Here is a 15,380-nt window from a genome sequence, read left to right on the forward strand (position 1 = left end):
CGCCCGATGTCTGATGAAGTGATCATTAATCAAACCCGACATTGGCTGGAGCAAGCCGTTATTGGGCTTAATTTATGCCCGTTTGCCAAGTCGGTGTATGTCAAAAACCAGATTCGCTTTGTGGTATCGCACGCCAAGCACCTCGATGGCTTTTTGGATGATCTGGATCGCGAGTTAGATCTGCTGGCACAAAGCAATCCCGATGAAATCGATACGACACTGTTGATTCACCCCTCACTTTTTCCCGATTTTGAAGTGTTTAACGACTTTTTAACCATCGCGGATGAAGTAGTGGCCGAGCATGAACTCGAAGGCATTTTGCAAATCGCCAGCTTTCACCCCGATTTTCAGTTTGCCGAAACCGAAATCGCTGACATCAGCAATTACACCAATCGCGCGCCATATCCCACCTTACATTTGTTGCGTGAAGAAAGTATTGCGCGAGCGGTCGCCGCGTTTCCCAATCCAGAAGCCATATTCGAGCGCAATATCGAAACCTTGGAAAAGCTTGGTTTGGCAGGCTGGCTAGCGCTAGGATTGCAGCAGTCCAAAGCAGGGGATGCCGCTTGATCGCCAAGCTTGTCCAGCGGTTGAAATTGCTATGGGCGATTTTTTTCCTGTCACTCTTGGCAGCCTGTAGTAGTACGCCGACTGGCAATGCCGATGGCGCGCCAGCTGGTTTTTATCGGGTGAAAGCAGGCGACACCCTGTATCGCATTGCCAAAAACAACAACCAAAGCGTTGAAAATATCAAAGCGTGGAATAAATTAAGCAGCAACGATATTGAGGTGGGCCAGCTATTGCGGGTGAGTGCCTCGTCTGCAAGCGTACCTGCTAAACCCAGCTCGCCAGCAGCGAAGCCCGCCACGCCCAAGCCGACTGCTGCGCCTCGGGCCAGTATTAATCTAATCTGGCCTAATGCTGGCAATATCGTGCAAAAGTACGCGCCGCCGCGTAATAAAGGCATTGATATTGCGGGTAATGAAGGCGATACGATTGTTGCCGCCGCCGATGGCAAGGTGGTATACGCCGGGGATGGCATCCGAGCCTATGGCAATTTGCTGATTATTCGCCACAATGACGATTACTTAACGACCTATGCGCATAATCAAACCTTGCTCGTCACCGAAGGGGCGCAGGTCAAGCAAGGTCAGCCGGTGGCGAAAATGGGCAAAACGGGTACTGATAGTGTGAAGCTGCATTTTGAAGTGCGTTATAAAGGCCAACCGATTGACCCGATCGGCCCCTTGCCAGATCGTTAATGCCGTAGGATTCATGCCTAAAGAGGATGCACAATGACTGAGCAGAAAAAGTATTGGTTTCCAGCGAAACGCTATGGCTGGGGTTGGGGTTTCCCAAGCTGCTGGCAGGGCTGGGTGGTGCAAGCGATCTATATGGCCGTCGTTTTGGCCTTGGCATTGTCGCGATATTATGAGCAAAACCCGTTGATGTTCGTCGTGTGGGTCAGTATTGCAAGCCTGATTTTAACGGCGATTTGCTGGCTCAAAGGCGAACCACCGCGCTGGCGCTGGGGCAAGGATCGCCAGTAGGCGATAGTCTGATGAAATTTGATGGAAACTATGATGAGTGCAGAATTACAAATTATTGATCTCGAAGTCGGCACTGGCAAAGAAGCCGTGCGCGGCGCTTTGATTACCACGCAATATCAGGGCTGCCTCGAAGACGGCACGGTGTTTGATTCATCCTACGCCAAGGGCAAACCATTTCAATGTGTGATCGGCACGGGTCGCGTGATCAAGGGCTGGGATCAAGGGCTGATGGGAATGAAGGTCGGCGGCAAGCGCAAACTGTTTGTGCCAGCACATCTGGCCTACGGCGAGCGCCAAATCGGCGAGCATATCAAGCCAAACTCCAACTTAGTCTTTGAAATCGAGTTGCTCGAAGTGCTGACGCGGGATGATTGAGTATTCGGTTCTCGGCCAACTGCGGACAGTTTTGTGTCTTTTTATTTACTACATGAATAACATATACGTCCAAAAAGTAAAATACTTTGCATAAATCATTAATAACAACTTTGCAAATGAAAAATAAAATACCTATATACATTATTCTTTACTTAATAAATCCATATATTTGCTGGGTGATTGTTTTAACGTCACTTCTCAAAGAAAATAGGATGCCATGGTTCGTTCTTATTTTTATGTGCGCACTAACCACTGCGTTTTTCTTTGAAACCATCAAGAAAATAAAAAATTATGGTGAATTCACAAGCCCGATTGAAATATGTATTTATTATGTTTTATCTGGTTCAGCAGTTTTTTGGGGCTGGACATACCTATTGTATTTATTTTTTCATTGATCACCTTTGCCGGCTGTAGTTTCACATCAACAATATTTATGCCTAATGTTGGGTCGAAATTAGTGGCTAATTTCGGCCAAGAGCAGCCTCTCGTAGTTGCTTTATTCAGAATCAAAGGAACGAAACTATATCATTTTAACTTGGTGCTAAATGAACTTAACCATCCGAGATTACATGGCTTTCTTTACTGCTTTTGCTGTAATGTTTATTTATTATTTAATTTGGTATTTATTTAGATACATGAGTTGGCCATGGCATAACTCATACAACATCCCAGGTTTTTTCCTTCTTCTGCTTTCTTGGCCGTGGTCAGAAGTTTTGTTTTCTGCTCAAAGCTACTTCGAAGGACTTAATATTTTTGGAAAATATAGTTCACAAATTTTGTTGAATTTGCTTACTTCAATTGGGTTTGGGTTAAACGTAGTCATCGTCAGAAAAGTGTTTGTTGGCGTAAAGTTAATGCTGAAATGACTTCCGCTTTGGGTCGTGTCCAGCCAAACCATCTCGCAAATTATCACCATCTATATTTTGAGGTCGTATGCAATTAGCCATTATTTCTGCGGTGGGTGCCAATGGTGTGATCGGGATTGAAAACCGCTTGCCATGGCGTTTGCCGGAAGATTTGCAATATTTCAAAGCCCTCACCATGGGTAGCCCGATGTTGATGGGGCGCAAAACCTTTGAATCGCTGCCCGGACTGTTGCCCGGGCGTCGGCATTTGGTGGTGAGCCGCAATGCCGATTGGAAAGCGGACGGCGCTGAGGTGTTCCCAAGTATCGAGGCGGCCATCGCAGCCTGTTCGGCGTGTGCTGATCTGGATAAATTATTCGTGATCGGTGGCGGGGAAATCTATCGTCAGGCGTTTGCCTACGCTGATACGCTGTATCTGACTGAGGTGAACCTTAGCCCAGAGGGCGATGCTTATTTTCCCGAGTTTGATCGCAGCTTGTGGCAAGAAACCAGCCGCGAGGCGCATCGCTCGGCCAAAGACATAGACTATGCCTTTGTTATCTATCGGCGAAAATGAAGGGTATTTGTCTGAAGTTATTATTTTGATTGGTTTTTATGATTATACATCCAGGGTGTATATTTAAAAGGCCGCTTGATCGCGGCCTTTTTACTCGTTGAGCGGCTTAATTCGGCAGTGCCGTTCCTTTGGGCCACAGCAGCCACAATTTGCCATCTTGCTTCATCTTGCCGGCCAGCTCGCCTGCGGCATCGCCCGTGCCCCAGAAAAAGTCAGCTCGCACCGTGCCACGAATCGCGCCGCCCGTGTCTTGTGCCGCCACCATGCGGTGAATGCCGCCATCGTTATCCGGGCGCGTGGTCGCAATAAACGCGAGGCTACCCAAAGGCACGGTGTTGGGATCGACCGCAATACTGTAACCCGCCGTGAGTGGGACGTTTAGTGAGCCAATGGGGCCATCGGCCCCATTCGAACCAGTCCGGCCATCGTTGCTCGGTGGCAAGGTGCGGAAAAAGACATAACTTGGGTTGCTATTGAGCAGCTCGTCGATGCGTTTCGGATTGGCTTTGGCCCACGCGTTAATCGACTGCATTGATACTTCACTGGCTGGCATCAAGCCTTGCTCGACCAGCCAACGCCCCACTGGTTTGTACGGACGACCATTTTGATCGGCGTAGCCCAAGCGTAATTGCTGGCCATTGGGCAATTGCACTCGGCCTGAGCCCTGAATTTGCAAAAATTGCACATTCATCGGGTCAGTTAGCCATGCCAATACGGGCGCATCGAGCCCTTTGGCGACGATTTCGGCACGATCAGGGTAGGGAACGAGCTTGTTGCCGACAATGCGGCCACGCAGCCGCTTGCCTTTGAGTTCAGGGTAAACCTCATCCAGCGCTACGGTAATCATGTCTTTCGGCGGCGCGTACACAGGTTGATTGGCGGTGGCGGTGCGCGTTAGGCTCCCGGGATAAACGGGCTCGTAGTAGCCAGTGATTAGCCCCGTTTCATTGCCATCGGGGTTGATTAGCTGATACGGCGTGAGTCTGGTTTCGATAAATTGCCGAATCGCAGCGCTTTGCACTGGCACTGATTTGGCGTCTGCGCAGATTTTGCTCCACACAGTGCGCGGTTTGGCGCAGCCTTTGAGCCATGCTTGCCAGCCATTGACTAGCTGATCTTGATTCCAAGCCGGTACTTCTTGCCAGGTGCGCTCCGCATAACGAGGGGCGACTGGTGCACTCGAGGGTATAGGGCTAGGGGCTATAGTTGGCTTTGGTTTAGCTGGGGTACTAGGCTGGGTATTTTGCGTCGTGCTACAGCCAGATAAAAAAACGGCCAGTACACTGGCCGTTGTGAGTAGTGTGCTACGAATCTTCATTTACGGGTTTTCCGATGATTTGGGATCTAGCCCTTGTTTAAACGCCGCTAGCCCCGCTTTTTGCATTTCTAAAGTTTTGATCGTCATTTGCAGCATGCCCACTTGCAGGCTGAGCCATTGCTCAACGGTGCGACATTCGACAATTTTGCGTTCGATTTCTTCTTCAGACAAGGGCGGCAGAAAAGGGTTGCTGCCCGGTTTCATCATTTGCGAAAAAAAAGCGAATGGGTCGGCAGGGTTAAACTCACTCATTATGCTCTCCTGTGTGTAGGGCGGCGGCTTCGACCGCGGCCAGTGCGGCCATATTAATGATACGACGTACCGATGCCGTTGGCGTCAAAATATGGGCCGGTTTGGCCAAACCCATCAAAATCGGGCCGATGGTCACGCCGTCAACCGAGGTGGTTTTGAGCAAATTAAACGAAATATTGGCGGCATCCAGATTCGGCATGACCAAAATATTGGCCTCGCCTTTGAGCCGAGAATGCGGAAACACTTGCTGCCGCACCGCGACCGACAACGCGGCATCGCCATGCATTTCACCGTCGATTTCGAGCTCAGGCGCGCGCTCGTTCACCAATTGCAATGTTTGCTGCATTTTTAATGCCGATGGGCTTTCATAGCTGCCAAAGCTCGAATGACTGAGCAAGGCGACTTTGGGGACGATACCAAATTTGCGCACGGTCTCGCTCGCCATGATGGTGATGTCGGCCAACTGCTCGGCGCTGGGTTCTTGATTGACGTAGGTATCGCAAATAAACATATTGCCCGTTTGTAGCAGCACAATATTCATCGCGGCGGTGACCTTGCTGCCTTCTTTTTGCCCCAGCACATTCATTAAATGATGATGGTGATTGTGGTACAGCCCATAGGTGCCGCAGATCATCGCGTCGGCCTCGCCGCGTTTGACCATCAGCGCGCCAATCAAGGTGGTTTTACGGCGCACTTCAGCTTTGGCAAGGTTTTCTGACACGCCTTTGCGCATCATGATGCTGTAATACAGCTGCCAATATTCGCGATAGCGCGGATCATTTTCTGGATTACACACTTCAAAATCGATGCCGGGGCGAATGCGTAGGCCTAGTTTGTCGATACGGGCTTGCAATACCTGTGGTCGGCCGACGAGGATGGGCTGACACAATTTCATATCGAGTATTTCTTGCACCGCATGCAGTACGCGCTCGTCCTCACCTTCGCAGAAGACAACGCGTTTTTGCGCTTTTTTGGCGGCAGCAAATACGGGGCGCATAAATAAGTTCGTTTTGTAAACAAACTGCGTCAGCTCATCAATATAAGCATGGAAGTCAGTTATAGGGCGCGTTGCAACGCCGCTATCCATGGCTGCCTTGGCCACGGCGGGTGCGATTTTGATAATCAGGCGTGGATCGAATGGTTTTGGAATCAGGTATTCCGGGCCGAATGACAACTCTTGCCCGCCATACGCATCGGCCACTACATCCGATTGCTCGGCATGCGCCAATTCGGCAATCGCATTGACGGCGGCGTGTTTCATCGCTTCATTGATCGTGGTTGCGCCCACATCGAGCGCGCCGCGGAACATAAAGGGGAAACACAGCACGTTATTGACCTGATTGGGGTAATCAGAGCGACCCGTACAAATAATCGCATCACTGCGTGCCGCCTGTGCTTCGGGTGGGGTAATTTCTGGGTTGGGATTGGCAAGCGCCAACACTAGCGGGCAGGCGGCCATGGTTTGTAGCATCTCGCCCGTTACCAAACCTTGCCCTGACAGTCCGAGGAAAATGTCTGCGCCGACTAAAGCTTGGCTCAGTGTGCGCAAATCGGTGTCGCGCGCATAGCGTTGCTTGGTTTCATCGAGCGGCCCGCGTTCGGTATGAATCACGCCTTTGGAGTCGCACACCATGATATTGCTGCGCTGCACGCCCAAAGACACCAGCAAATCGAGGCAAGCAATCGCAGCTGCACCTGCGCCAGAGGCGACGAGTTTAACTTCAGAGAGCTGTTTACCAATTAAATGCAGCGCGTTTTTCACCGCTGCGCCCACGATAATGGCTGTGCCGTGTTGATCGTCGTGAAAAACGGGGATTTTCATCCGCTCGCGTAATTTGCGTTCCACATAAAAGCATTCAGGCGCTTTGATGTCTTCCAGATTGATGCCGCCAAATGTTGGCTCTAGCGAGGCAATAATTTCGACGAGTTTATCTGGGTCTTTTTGTTCGATTTCGATGTCAAAAACATCAATGCCGGCGAATTTTTTGAATAAGACGCCTTTGCCTTCCATGACGGGTTTGCTGGCGAGTGGGCCAATATCGCCCAAACCGAGTACGGCTGTGCCGTTGGTGATGACGGCAACCAGATTACCGCGGGATGTGAGATTGCGCGCTTCAGCAGGGTCTTCCACAATAGCATCACAGGCCGCAGCTACACCGGGGGAATAAGCCAGAGCTAGGTCGCGCTGGCTGGCTAGCCCCTTGGTGGGTACGACCTGAATCTTGCCCGGCTTTGGAAAACGATGATACTCGAGTGCTTTCTTGCGTAATTCTTCGTCCATGCTGCGCCCCTGTTGTGCTGCTTGTGCAGATGATTCATTCTAGACGCTGAAACTGCTTTGAGTATTGCTGAAATACAATATGGCGCAGCGCAACAATTTAATGTTGCAAATAGCCCAAAGTTGGGCGACAAAATATGCTGTGTGTTGTGCTTGATGGCTTATGAGGCAGATTGGTCTTCTCGGTTGCGATGCAAAAATCCAGTCAAAATATCGGCTGGAATTTTGACCTTAGCTTCGGCAATCACACGGCCGATTTGCCCGCGATGGTAGCTGGCGTGTGTGATCAAATGCATCAGGATTTCTGCGACACTCATCCGACCGGCTTTGCCGTCGGTAAAGACAAAATCAATCACTTCATCAAATCGCGCCTTGGGGCATTGAGCGATGAAATTGATTAATTCACGATCAGTCTCGCTGGTGTTGCGCAGCAAATCGGCCAGCTCAGGCGTTTCGGGGGTATTGGTGGCGGGATAGCCGTGCGCAATTCCGGTTAAATGGCCGATAAAAATGCGATCGACCACATACAGATGATTCATCAGCCGCGTCGCCAGCCGCCAGCTCTTGGCGTTCTCTACGCTTTGATGCGCAATCAGTTGCGCGAGTAGCTCCTGATTGGCCCAAGCTTTATGTTCAAATAAAGTCGTAAAGAGCTTGGCGGACATTTGGCTTTTCCTTGTTCGGCATTGGCGGGTTGCGGTGTAATGTTGAATTAAAAGTAGTACATGCCCATCGCGGTTTTGACTTTATGCAGCGTCAAGACTGCAGTTTGGCGTGCTTTGGCCGATCCGCACAATAGCATCGAGAGCACGGCATCAGGGTCTTTCGCAAACTCAGCACGGCGCTCGCGGATGGGGCCAATTAAGGCTTGTAGCACCTCATTGAGGCGCGCTTTGATGACGCTATCGGCCAAACCGCCATGCTGGTATTGCGCTTTTAATTCGGCGATTTTTGCTGAGTCAGGATCAAAGGCATCCAAAAAGCTAAAAACCACATTACCTTCGACTTGCCCAGGGCTGCCGATCGTGAGGTGATTGGCATCGGTGTACATTTTATTGACCGCGGCGGTGATGTCATCGCTGCTGGCCGATAAGGCAATATGGTTGCCAGCGCTACGGCTCATTTTGCCTTTGCCATCGATGCCGGGTAATCGTGTGGTGTTCGAGAGTAGCGCCTCGCATTCATTGAGGATATTTTCACCCACCATGCGGTTAAAGCGGCGCACGATTTCATTGGTTTGCTCAATCATCGGCAATTGATCTTCACCCACTGGAATCAAAGTGCCGCGCAGGGCGGTAATGTCGGCGGCCTGACTCACTGGGTAGGTGAGAAAACCTGCCGCAACGTCGCGCTCTTGGCCTTTCGCACGTAATTCAGATTTCACCGTTGGATTGCGCTCCAGGCGAGCGACTGACACCAGATTCATCATGTAAAACGACAATTCGGCGAGCTCTGGCACCATTGATTGAATCAAAATCGTCGATTTCTTTGGATCAATTCCAACCGCAAGATAATCGAGTGCCACATCAATCACCGCTTGACGCACTTTGCAGTAATCACCTTGGTGATCGGCGAGGGCTTGTGTATCGGCTAGCAAAATAAATGGGTTGTGATTTTGTTGCAAATTTAAACGCGTTTGCAAAGAACCCGCAAAATGGCCGAGGTGCAGCGGGCCGGTCGTACGATCGCCGGTAACTACGACGGTTTGTGAGTCTGTGTGAGACATGATCCTGCTCCTTGGAAACTTGGGAGCCACCGGATTTTGGGGAAGGGGAAATAAAAAAACCTGTCACCGTATCCGGCAGCAGGTTTTGTTTTGAACGAACAAACCCTAGTGCCGCCTAAAGGCGCCACCAGTAGTAATACGCAACTGAAAGGGTTTGGAGGTTCGTGTTCATGGTTACAATTCTGGCGCTTGTTGTTGCGATGCGTCAAGTAGAAAAAGACTGGGGAAAACCCTTAGGGTTTACATTAATTAGTAAATTTGTTCAATTTTTGCCAGATGTGCTGCCTTAACTTGTAGCACTTTCCTTCATAAAGTATCTTACAAATACTTTGCGAATTGTTGTAACGGCTTTGGTTTATATGGGGGCAATATGAAAGCTGTAATTCTTGCTGGTGGACTTGGAACCAGGATCCTAGAGGAAAGCCACTTAAAGCCAAAACCGATGATCCAAATTGGTGGCCATCCGATGCTGTGGCACATTATGAAAATCTATTCTGCGCATGGAATCAACGATTTTATTATTTGCCTTGGGTATAAAGGGTATTTGATTAAAGAGTATTTTAGTAATTATTTCCTGCATATGTCGGACGTGACTATTGATATTGCCAACAACAGTATCGAAGTTCACGAAAGAAAAAGCGAGCCATGGCGAGTAACTTTGGTTGAAACAGGTGAACATTCGATGACTGGTGGTCGCTTAAAACGAGTTGCACGATATCTTGATGAGAATGAACCGTTTTGCTTTACCTATGGTGATGGTGTAGCGGATATCGATATCAGTGCTGAAATTGCTTTCCATCAACAGCACGGCAAACTGGCTACGGTCGCTGCGGTGCAGCCGCCGGGACGATACGGCGCCCTACTGCGTGGTGATACTGGCCAAGTTTCTGGTTTTGTCGAAAAACCACAAGGCGATGGCGGCAGTATCAATGGTGGTTTTTTTATTCTCGACAAGCGCTGTCTAGAATATATTTTTGATGATGAAACAAGTTGGGAGCTAGAACCAATGCAGCGTTTAGCTCACGATGGGGAGTTGATGGCATTTGATCACCTCGGTTTCTGGCAGCCGATGGATACGCTGCGCGATAAAAATTTGCTGGAATCATTATGGGATTCTGGTAAAGCGCCGTGGAAGGTTTGGTAATGTTGCCTAACCACAAGGATGCATTGACACTAGGTAATGCCGATGAATCGGCAAACAGTTTTCCCGAATTATCGCTCTATGCAGGAAAGTCAGTATTCCTGACTGGTCACACCGGTTTTAAAGGTGGCTGGTTGACCGCTACATTGAGGTATCTTGGTGCGAATGTTCATGGGTATGCCTTAGTGCCAGATACCCAGCCTAATCTATTTGAAGTAGCCGATATTCAATCATTCTTGTCGTCGCACACGTTGGCAGATTTGGCGGATTCGACTGTGATGCTGGCTGCAATGCGCGCTGCTCAGCCTGAAATCATCTTTCACCTCGCTGCCCAGCCACTGGTGCGGCGCAGCTATTTAGAGCCTGCGATAACGTGGCAAACGAATGTGCAAGGCACGGTGAATCTGCTTGAATGTGTGCGGCAATGTCCATCAGTACGTGCTGTAGTGATTATTACGACCGATAAATGTTATGAAAATCAGGAGTGGTATTGGGGCTATCGTGAGAACGACCGTCTTGGTGGACACGACCCCTATTCGGCCAGCAAAGCTGCGTGCGAATTAGTGGTGAACAGTTATCGTGCTTCTTTTTTTAATGCTTCAGGCGTGCGTATAGCCAGCGCCAGAGCTGGCAATGTGATTGGAGGTGGGGATTGGGCTGCTGATCGGCTAATTCCTGATGCTGTCCGTGCCATTGCCGCAGGGCAAACGTTGCAAATTCGTAACCCAACGGCCAGCCGCCCATGGCAACATGTACTTGCCCCTTTGCATGGTTACCTATTACTTGGAAAGGCACTGTTGTGCGGTCAGGCCGAGGTAGGCTGCGCCTTCAATTTTGGCCCGCCGTCACAAGATAATCTCACTGTCGCTAATGTGTTTGAACAGTTGAAAATACATTGGCCACAGCTGCAATTGGAACTTGCTAACAATAACAATCAAGCTCATGAGGCTCAATTGCTTTACTTGGATTCAAGTAAAGCACTCAACGAATTGGCTTGGCGGCCCCGTTGGTTGTTAAGTCAGTCAATTGAACATACTGCAGCCTGGTATCAGGCTGCATACTCTAATCGTCTTGATATGCAGAGCTATACCCTAGCTCAGATAGAGGAGTACCTTGCATAATGAGCCAATGCCGATCCTGTGGTGCAACGCTAGAACACACTTTTGCTGATCTTGGCCTGTCGCCAGTTTCCAACGCCTTTATTCGTGAAGCTGATTTGCAGCGTGGTGAAATGTATTACCCACTGCATGTTCAAGTCTGTGGTCAGTGTTGGCTGGTGCAGTTAAATGATGTACTGGATGTAAGTACCCATTTCCATGACGATTACGTCTATTTCTCATCTTATTCTTCATCGTGGCTGGCACATGCCCGCCAATATGTTGAGAACATGACTCAACGATTCAAACTTGGTGATCTTAGCCAAGTGGTTGAAATAGCAAGCAATGATGGCTATTTGCTTCAATACTTTCAACAGGCGGGAATTCCTTGTCTTGGCATTGAGCCTTCGGCGAATACGGCACGGATTGCATTAGAACGAGGAATAGACACGCTTCAAGCTTTTTTCAATATTGAGACAGCAACTAAATTAATTGCTAAAGGTGTCAAGGCGGATTTGCTGCTAGGGAATAATGTGTTGGCGCATGTCCCTGACTTACAAGGTTTTGTAATAGCATTGAAAATGTTACTAGGTGCTGAAGGGGTTATCACGCTGGAATTTCCGCATCTGCAACAATTAATCGCCAATAATCAGTTTGATACGATTTATCACGAGCACTATTCATATTTATCTCTAACAGCTTTAATCCCCGTGTTTAATCGCGCTGGGTTACGGATATTTGACGTTCAGCAATTGCCAACTCATGGTGGTAGCTTGCGGATATTTGCTTGCCATCAAGCAGCAATTCATCCATTCAACACGGCTGTAGATGAGATATTGCGGGCTGAAGATCTAGCAGGGTTGCAGGATCTTCAAACATACTCGGATTTTTCTGCACAGATGCAGAAAATCAAATACCAATTAATTACCTTTTTGATTGCTGCACGCCAGGGCGGCAAACGAGTCGCCGCATATGGTGCGGCTGCCAAGGGTAATACCTTACTTAATTATTGTGGTATCAAGCCTGATTTACTGACGTTTGTAGCAGATCGAAATCACTTAAAACAAGGCCGATATTTGCCCGGTAGTCGTATTCCTGTTTATGCACCCGATGCGATTTTCGAGCATCGGCCTGATTATTTATTGATACTCCCTTGGAATATTCAGGATGAGATCATGGCTGAAATGAGCACAATTCGTGAATGGGGTGGTCAATTTGTTTGTGCCATCCCTGAGGTGAAAATTCTGTCATGATTTTTCATCCCTTACCGCTTGCAGGTGCTTTTTTAATCGAGCCCGAACCTATTCGCGATCAGCGTGGTTTTTTTGCCCGCACGGTTTGTCGTAAAGAGTTTGCCGAGCACGGGCTTAATGCAGAATTTGTACAGCAAAGTCTGTCGTGGAATGAGCAACAAGGAACTTTGCGTGGGATGCATTACCAAGTTCAAGAGCGCAAAGAAGCAAAACTGGTGCGAGTAGCAGCTGGATCTATCTATGACGTGCTGCTTGATCTGAGGGATCAAGAATCTACTTATTTGCAATGGTATTCTGTTGAGCTTTCGGCTATTAATCGAATGCATATCTATATCCCACCAGGCGTGGCTCATGGGTTTTTGACATTATCGGATCATTGCGAAGTCATCTATCAAATGACCGCATTTTATGATCCAACCGCGGCGCGAGGAGTACGTTGGGATGATCCTGTTTTTGGTATTGAGTGGCCTCAGGCAGTGGATCTATTAATGTCAGCGCAAGATAAAAGTTGGCCGTTATGGGTACGTGAAAGCTAATTTTTCGCACGAATTTTATATATTTATTCAATTTTGATATTCGAGGTGAGTTATGATTCCCGTTTTTAAACCTTTGATTGAAGCTGAAGAAATTAATGCAAGTAAAGAGTCTTTAGAAATGGGCTGGCTCGGCATGGGAAGTTATGTTTCTCAGTTTGAAGAAGCCGTTGCGAAAGAAATTGGAGGTGATCGTTATGTAGCAGCCGTAAGTACTGCAACAGCGGGGCTGCACTTGGCTCTTTTATTGGCTGAGGTAGGCGCTGGGGATGAGGTTATTGTTGCCTCATTTAATTGTTCGGCAGACTTTCAAGTTGTATCATGGGTAGGGGCGGAGTTAGTTTTTTGTGATTGCATTGATGATGGTTTAGGCATTGATCTTGATAAAGCCCAATTACTTGTTACGGAAAAGACCAAGGCCGTTATTGTGATGGACTATGCTTGTGGCGTAATGGATCACGAAAAAGTCCGCATCTTTGCTGAGAAAAACCAGGTTCGCATTATCCATGATGCCTCTCATTCTTTTGGATCATCCTATCAAGGGAAAAAAATTGGTTCTTTTTCAGACATTACAGTCTTTAGTTTTGACCCAGTAAAAACGGTGACGTGTCTTGATGGTGGTGTTGTCGTTGTAAAATCAGAGGCTGAATTGAAACGGTTGCATGAGCTCCGCTTACTTGGTATGCAGCAGCCTTCAACAGTAATGTATAAAAATCAGCGTGCATGGACTTTTGATGTTGCATCTGTTGGTTTTCGATATCACATGCTTAATATGCACGCCGCAATTGGAATGGCACAAATTAATAAATTAGATGTGATTAGGGATACTCGCCGTCTGGGGTGTCTTGAATACAGTAAACAACTCGCCAATTTTGATGCGGTAAAAATTCCGAAGGGTGATTTTTACGGAATGAATCCGTTTATTTATTATATCCGCGTTGATAGTCAGTATCGCGATAATTTACGTGAATATCTAAAAGAGCAGGGGGTGGATACGGGGATTCATTGGTTGCCTGGGCATACCTTTACATTATGGAAACAATGTAAAGCTGGTGATTTGACTGTGACTTCTTTATTGGCAAAAGAATTAATAACTCTGCCGTTGCATTCTAAGATGGCAATAAATGATATCAAATTTATTTGTGAGAAAATTAGAGCGTTCTTTGGAGATAAAAATGATTGAACCAGATGGTCTAAATCTGCTGAGATTGTTAAAGTCTAATAGGGGCTGGCAAGAGGGCTCACTCTGTTTGCCAGTCGGAAAGCCAGTTGTTGCCTTATTAAGGCCGATTGTTACCAAAGGCGATGCCCTTAGTGATCAAGACTTGGATAATTTAAGCGAGTGGCGAAATCGATTTGTGAAATCATTTTTGACTGAGTTTGACGCTACCCGAGAGCAGACAAGAAGATGGCTAGTCAATTCTGTCGATGCTGATCTAGGTAAAATATTGTTCATGCTTGAAGATTTGAATGGAAATTCTATTGGGCATTTGGGGTTGGGGTTTATTAATTGGGATGCAAAATATGGTGAAGCAGATGCGATTGTACGTGGTAATCCTGCTCCAAAAGGGCTGATGAAAGAAGCTCTACAAACCTTGATTAAATGGGCTAAATCTGAATTGGGCTTGGAAGAAGTTTGTGTCCGAGTTCGTTCAGATAATACGGCAATTGATTTTTACAGAAAATCAGGCTTTGTTGAGTATAAACGGGTCAGTATTATGGCGAGTCAAGTTGACAGCACGCTCATATGGTCAGAGCGAGAAGGTCATATTGCTCCTTTTTTAGTTTATATGCGTTATGCACATGCTTGATTCTGAACTTGCAGCATATGTTAATCGGCAGCTTGAAGCTGTGTATCCTGATGGTGATCACTGTGTTGCAGAGGTCGCTTCTCATATTGCCCCAGCTAAGCTTCGATTGATGCGATGTATTAATGAAGTTAAGCTATGGGAACCTAATAAATTCAACTACCTTCATTCGAGTCAATATTGTATATTTTTATACTATCTGTCTAATCAAATTTGGCGGAGCGGTGGCTCGCGCCAGGTATGTGAAAAGCTATTCGGCTTAAATAAAATGCTGAATGGGATTGATTTGTTTTTTGAGGTGGAAATGCCTGAGGTATTCTTTATCGGACACTCGGTTGGTATTGTATTGGCAAAAGCAAGCTATAGTAATTATCTTGTGCTGTATCAAAATTCTACTGTCGGAAAAAATCACGGTATTGCGCCAGTATTGGAGTCTGGGGTAGTAATGTATCCGAATACAGCAATCATTGGGCGTAGTCATATTGGCAAGAATGCCGTGATTTCACAAGGGGTTGGTGTTGTTAATCAAAATATACCAGCTGACTCGTTAGTATTTTCTGGTTCAGGTCAATTGCTGCTAAAAAAAGCAAAACACAATGTGTTGGCTGATATATTTAGAATGTGAAT

Annotated in this window: 18 protein-coding genes; 13 read left to right on the forward strand and 5 right to left on the reverse strand. The window is 47.5% G+C overall.

The window, feature by feature from the left end:
- The first annotated feature begins 6 nt into the window (after positions 1–6).
- From HQ393_RS03410 to HQ393_RS03435, 6 genes are all read left to right on the forward strand, one after another.
- Positions 7–570, forward strand: coding sequence for a DUF1415 domain-containing protein (locus tag HQ393_RS03410; RefSeq protein ID WP_179357463.1), 564 nt, complete (start codon positions 7–9; stop codon positions 568–570).
- Complete coding sequence (locus HQ393_RS03415; RefSeq protein WP_246307937.1) at positions 567–1,262, forward strand: peptidoglycan DD-metalloendopeptidase family protein; 696 nt, start codon at positions 567–569, stop codon at positions 1,260–1,262. The genes HQ393_RS03410 and HQ393_RS03415 overlap by 4 nt, the downstream gene beginning before the upstream one ends.
- A 33-nt stretch (positions 1,263–1,295) precedes the next feature.
- Positions 1,296–1,550, forward strand: a complete 255-nt coding sequence (locus HQ393_RS03420) for a hypothetical protein (RefSeq protein WP_179357464.1) — start codon at positions 1,296–1,298, stop codon at positions 1,548–1,550.
- 33 nt (positions 1,551–1,583) lie between these two features.
- Positions 1,584–1,925 carry an FKBP-type peptidyl-prolyl cis-trans isomerase gene (locus HQ393_RS03425; RefSeq protein ID WP_179357465.1) on the forward strand — a complete coding sequence of 114 codons (342 nt, stop codon included), beginning with the start codon at positions 1,584–1,586 and terminating at the stop codon, positions 1,923–1,925.
- A gap of 545 nt (positions 1,926–2,470) precedes the next feature.
- The gene (locus HQ393_RS03430) at positions 2,471–2,791 is read left to right on the forward strand and encodes a hypothetical protein (protein ID WP_179357466.1); all 321 of its coding nucleotides are present in this window, start codon (positions 2,471–2,473) and stop codon (positions 2,789–2,791) included.
- Positions 2,792–2,858: 67 nt separating this feature from the next.
- Positions 2,859–3,347, forward strand: coding sequence for a dihydrofolate reductase (locus HQ393_RS03435; protein ID WP_179357467.1), 489 nt, complete (start codon positions 2,859–2,861; stop codon positions 3,345–3,347).
- 106 nt (positions 3,348–3,453) lie between these two features.
- Here HQ393_RS03435 and mltA read toward each other — a convergent pair whose 3' ends face one another.
- From mltA to trpS, 5 genes are all read right to left on the reverse strand, one after another.
- Positions 3,454–4,665 (reverse strand): murein transglycosylase A, encoded by a 1,212-nt coding sequence (mltA, locus tag HQ393_RS03440; protein WP_179357468.1) that lies wholly within the window; start codon positions 4,663–4,665, stop codon positions 3,454–3,456.
- Positions 4,666–4,917, reverse strand: coding sequence for a PhaM family polyhydroxyalkanoate granule multifunctional regulatory protein (locus HQ393_RS03445; protein WP_218871279.1), 252 nt, complete (start codon positions 4,915–4,917; stop codon positions 4,666–4,668).
- Positions 4,910–7,198: an NADP-dependent malic enzyme gene (locus HQ393_RS03450; RefSeq protein WP_179357469.1), complete on the reverse strand. Its 2,289-nt coding sequence runs from the start codon at positions 7,196–7,198 to the stop codon at positions 4,910–4,912. Before HQ393_RS03450 ends, HQ393_RS03445 begins: the two co-directional genes overlap by 8 nt.
- A 158-nt stretch (positions 7,199–7,356) precedes the next feature.
- The gene (locus tag HQ393_RS03455) at positions 7,357–7,860 is read right to left on the reverse strand and encodes a DinB family protein (protein ID WP_179357470.1); all 504 of its coding nucleotides are present in this window, start codon (positions 7,858–7,860) and stop codon (positions 7,357–7,359) included.
- A 47-nt stretch (positions 7,861–7,907) separates the two neighbouring features.
- Positions 7,908–8,921, reverse strand: a complete 1,014-nt coding sequence (gene trpS, locus HQ393_RS03460; protein ID WP_179357471.1) for a tryptophan--tRNA ligase — start codon at positions 8,919–8,921, stop codon at positions 7,908–7,910.
- Between the two features lie 370 nt (positions 8,922–9,291).
- Here trpS and rfbF point away from each other — a divergent pair, with 370 nt between their 5' ends.
- From rfbF to HQ393_RS03495, 7 genes are read left to right on the forward strand one after another with little or no spacing between them, the layout of a single operon-like run.
- Positions 9,292–10,065 (forward strand): glucose-1-phosphate cytidylyltransferase, encoded by a 774-nt coding sequence (rfbF, locus tag HQ393_RS03465; RefSeq protein ID WP_179357472.1) that lies wholly within the window; start codon positions 9,292–9,294, stop codon positions 10,063–10,065.
- Complete coding sequence (gene rfbG / locus HQ393_RS03470) at positions 10,065–11,183, forward strand: CDP-glucose 4,6-dehydratase (RefSeq protein ID WP_179357473.1); 1,119 nt, start codon at positions 10,065–10,067, stop codon at positions 11,181–11,183. The genes rfbF and rfbG overlap by 1 nt, the downstream gene beginning before the upstream one ends.
- Positions 11,183–12,412, forward strand: coding sequence for a class I SAM-dependent methyltransferase (locus tag HQ393_RS03475; protein ID WP_179357474.1), 1,230 nt, complete (start codon positions 11,183–11,185; stop codon positions 12,410–12,412). Before rfbG ends, HQ393_RS03475 begins: the two co-directional genes overlap by 1 nt.
- A complete protein-coding gene (gene rfbC / locus HQ393_RS03480) occupies positions 12,409–12,948 on the forward strand; it encodes a dTDP-4-dehydrorhamnose 3,5-epimerase (RefSeq protein ID WP_179357475.1) in 540 nt (179 codons plus the stop codon). The genes HQ393_RS03475 and rfbC overlap by 4 nt, the downstream gene beginning before the upstream one ends.
- Positions 12,949–13,000: 52 nt before the next feature.
- A complete protein-coding gene (locus tag HQ393_RS03485; RefSeq protein ID WP_179357476.1) occupies positions 13,001–14,128 on the forward strand; it encodes a DegT/DnrJ/EryC1/StrS family aminotransferase in 1,128 nt (375 codons plus the stop codon).
- On the forward strand, positions 14,121–14,756 hold the full coding sequence (locus HQ393_RS03490) for a GNAT family N-acetyltransferase (RefSeq protein WP_179357477.1): 636 nt from the start codon (positions 14,121–14,123) through the stop codon (positions 14,754–14,756). Before HQ393_RS03485 ends, HQ393_RS03490 begins: the two co-directional genes overlap by 8 nt.
- Positions 14,749–15,378, forward strand: coding sequence for an LbetaH domain-containing protein (locus tag HQ393_RS03495; protein WP_218871281.1), 630 nt, complete (start codon positions 14,749–14,751; stop codon positions 15,376–15,378). Before HQ393_RS03490 ends, HQ393_RS03495 begins: the two co-directional genes overlap by 8 nt.
- The last annotated feature ends 2 nt before the right edge of the window (positions 15,379–15,380 follow it).

The sequence above is a fragment of the Chitinibacter bivalviorum genome, assembly GCF_013403565.1.
Classification (GTDB): Bacteria; Pseudomonadota; Gammaproteobacteria; order Burkholderiales; family Chitinibacteraceae; genus Chitinibacter; species Chitinibacter bivalviorum.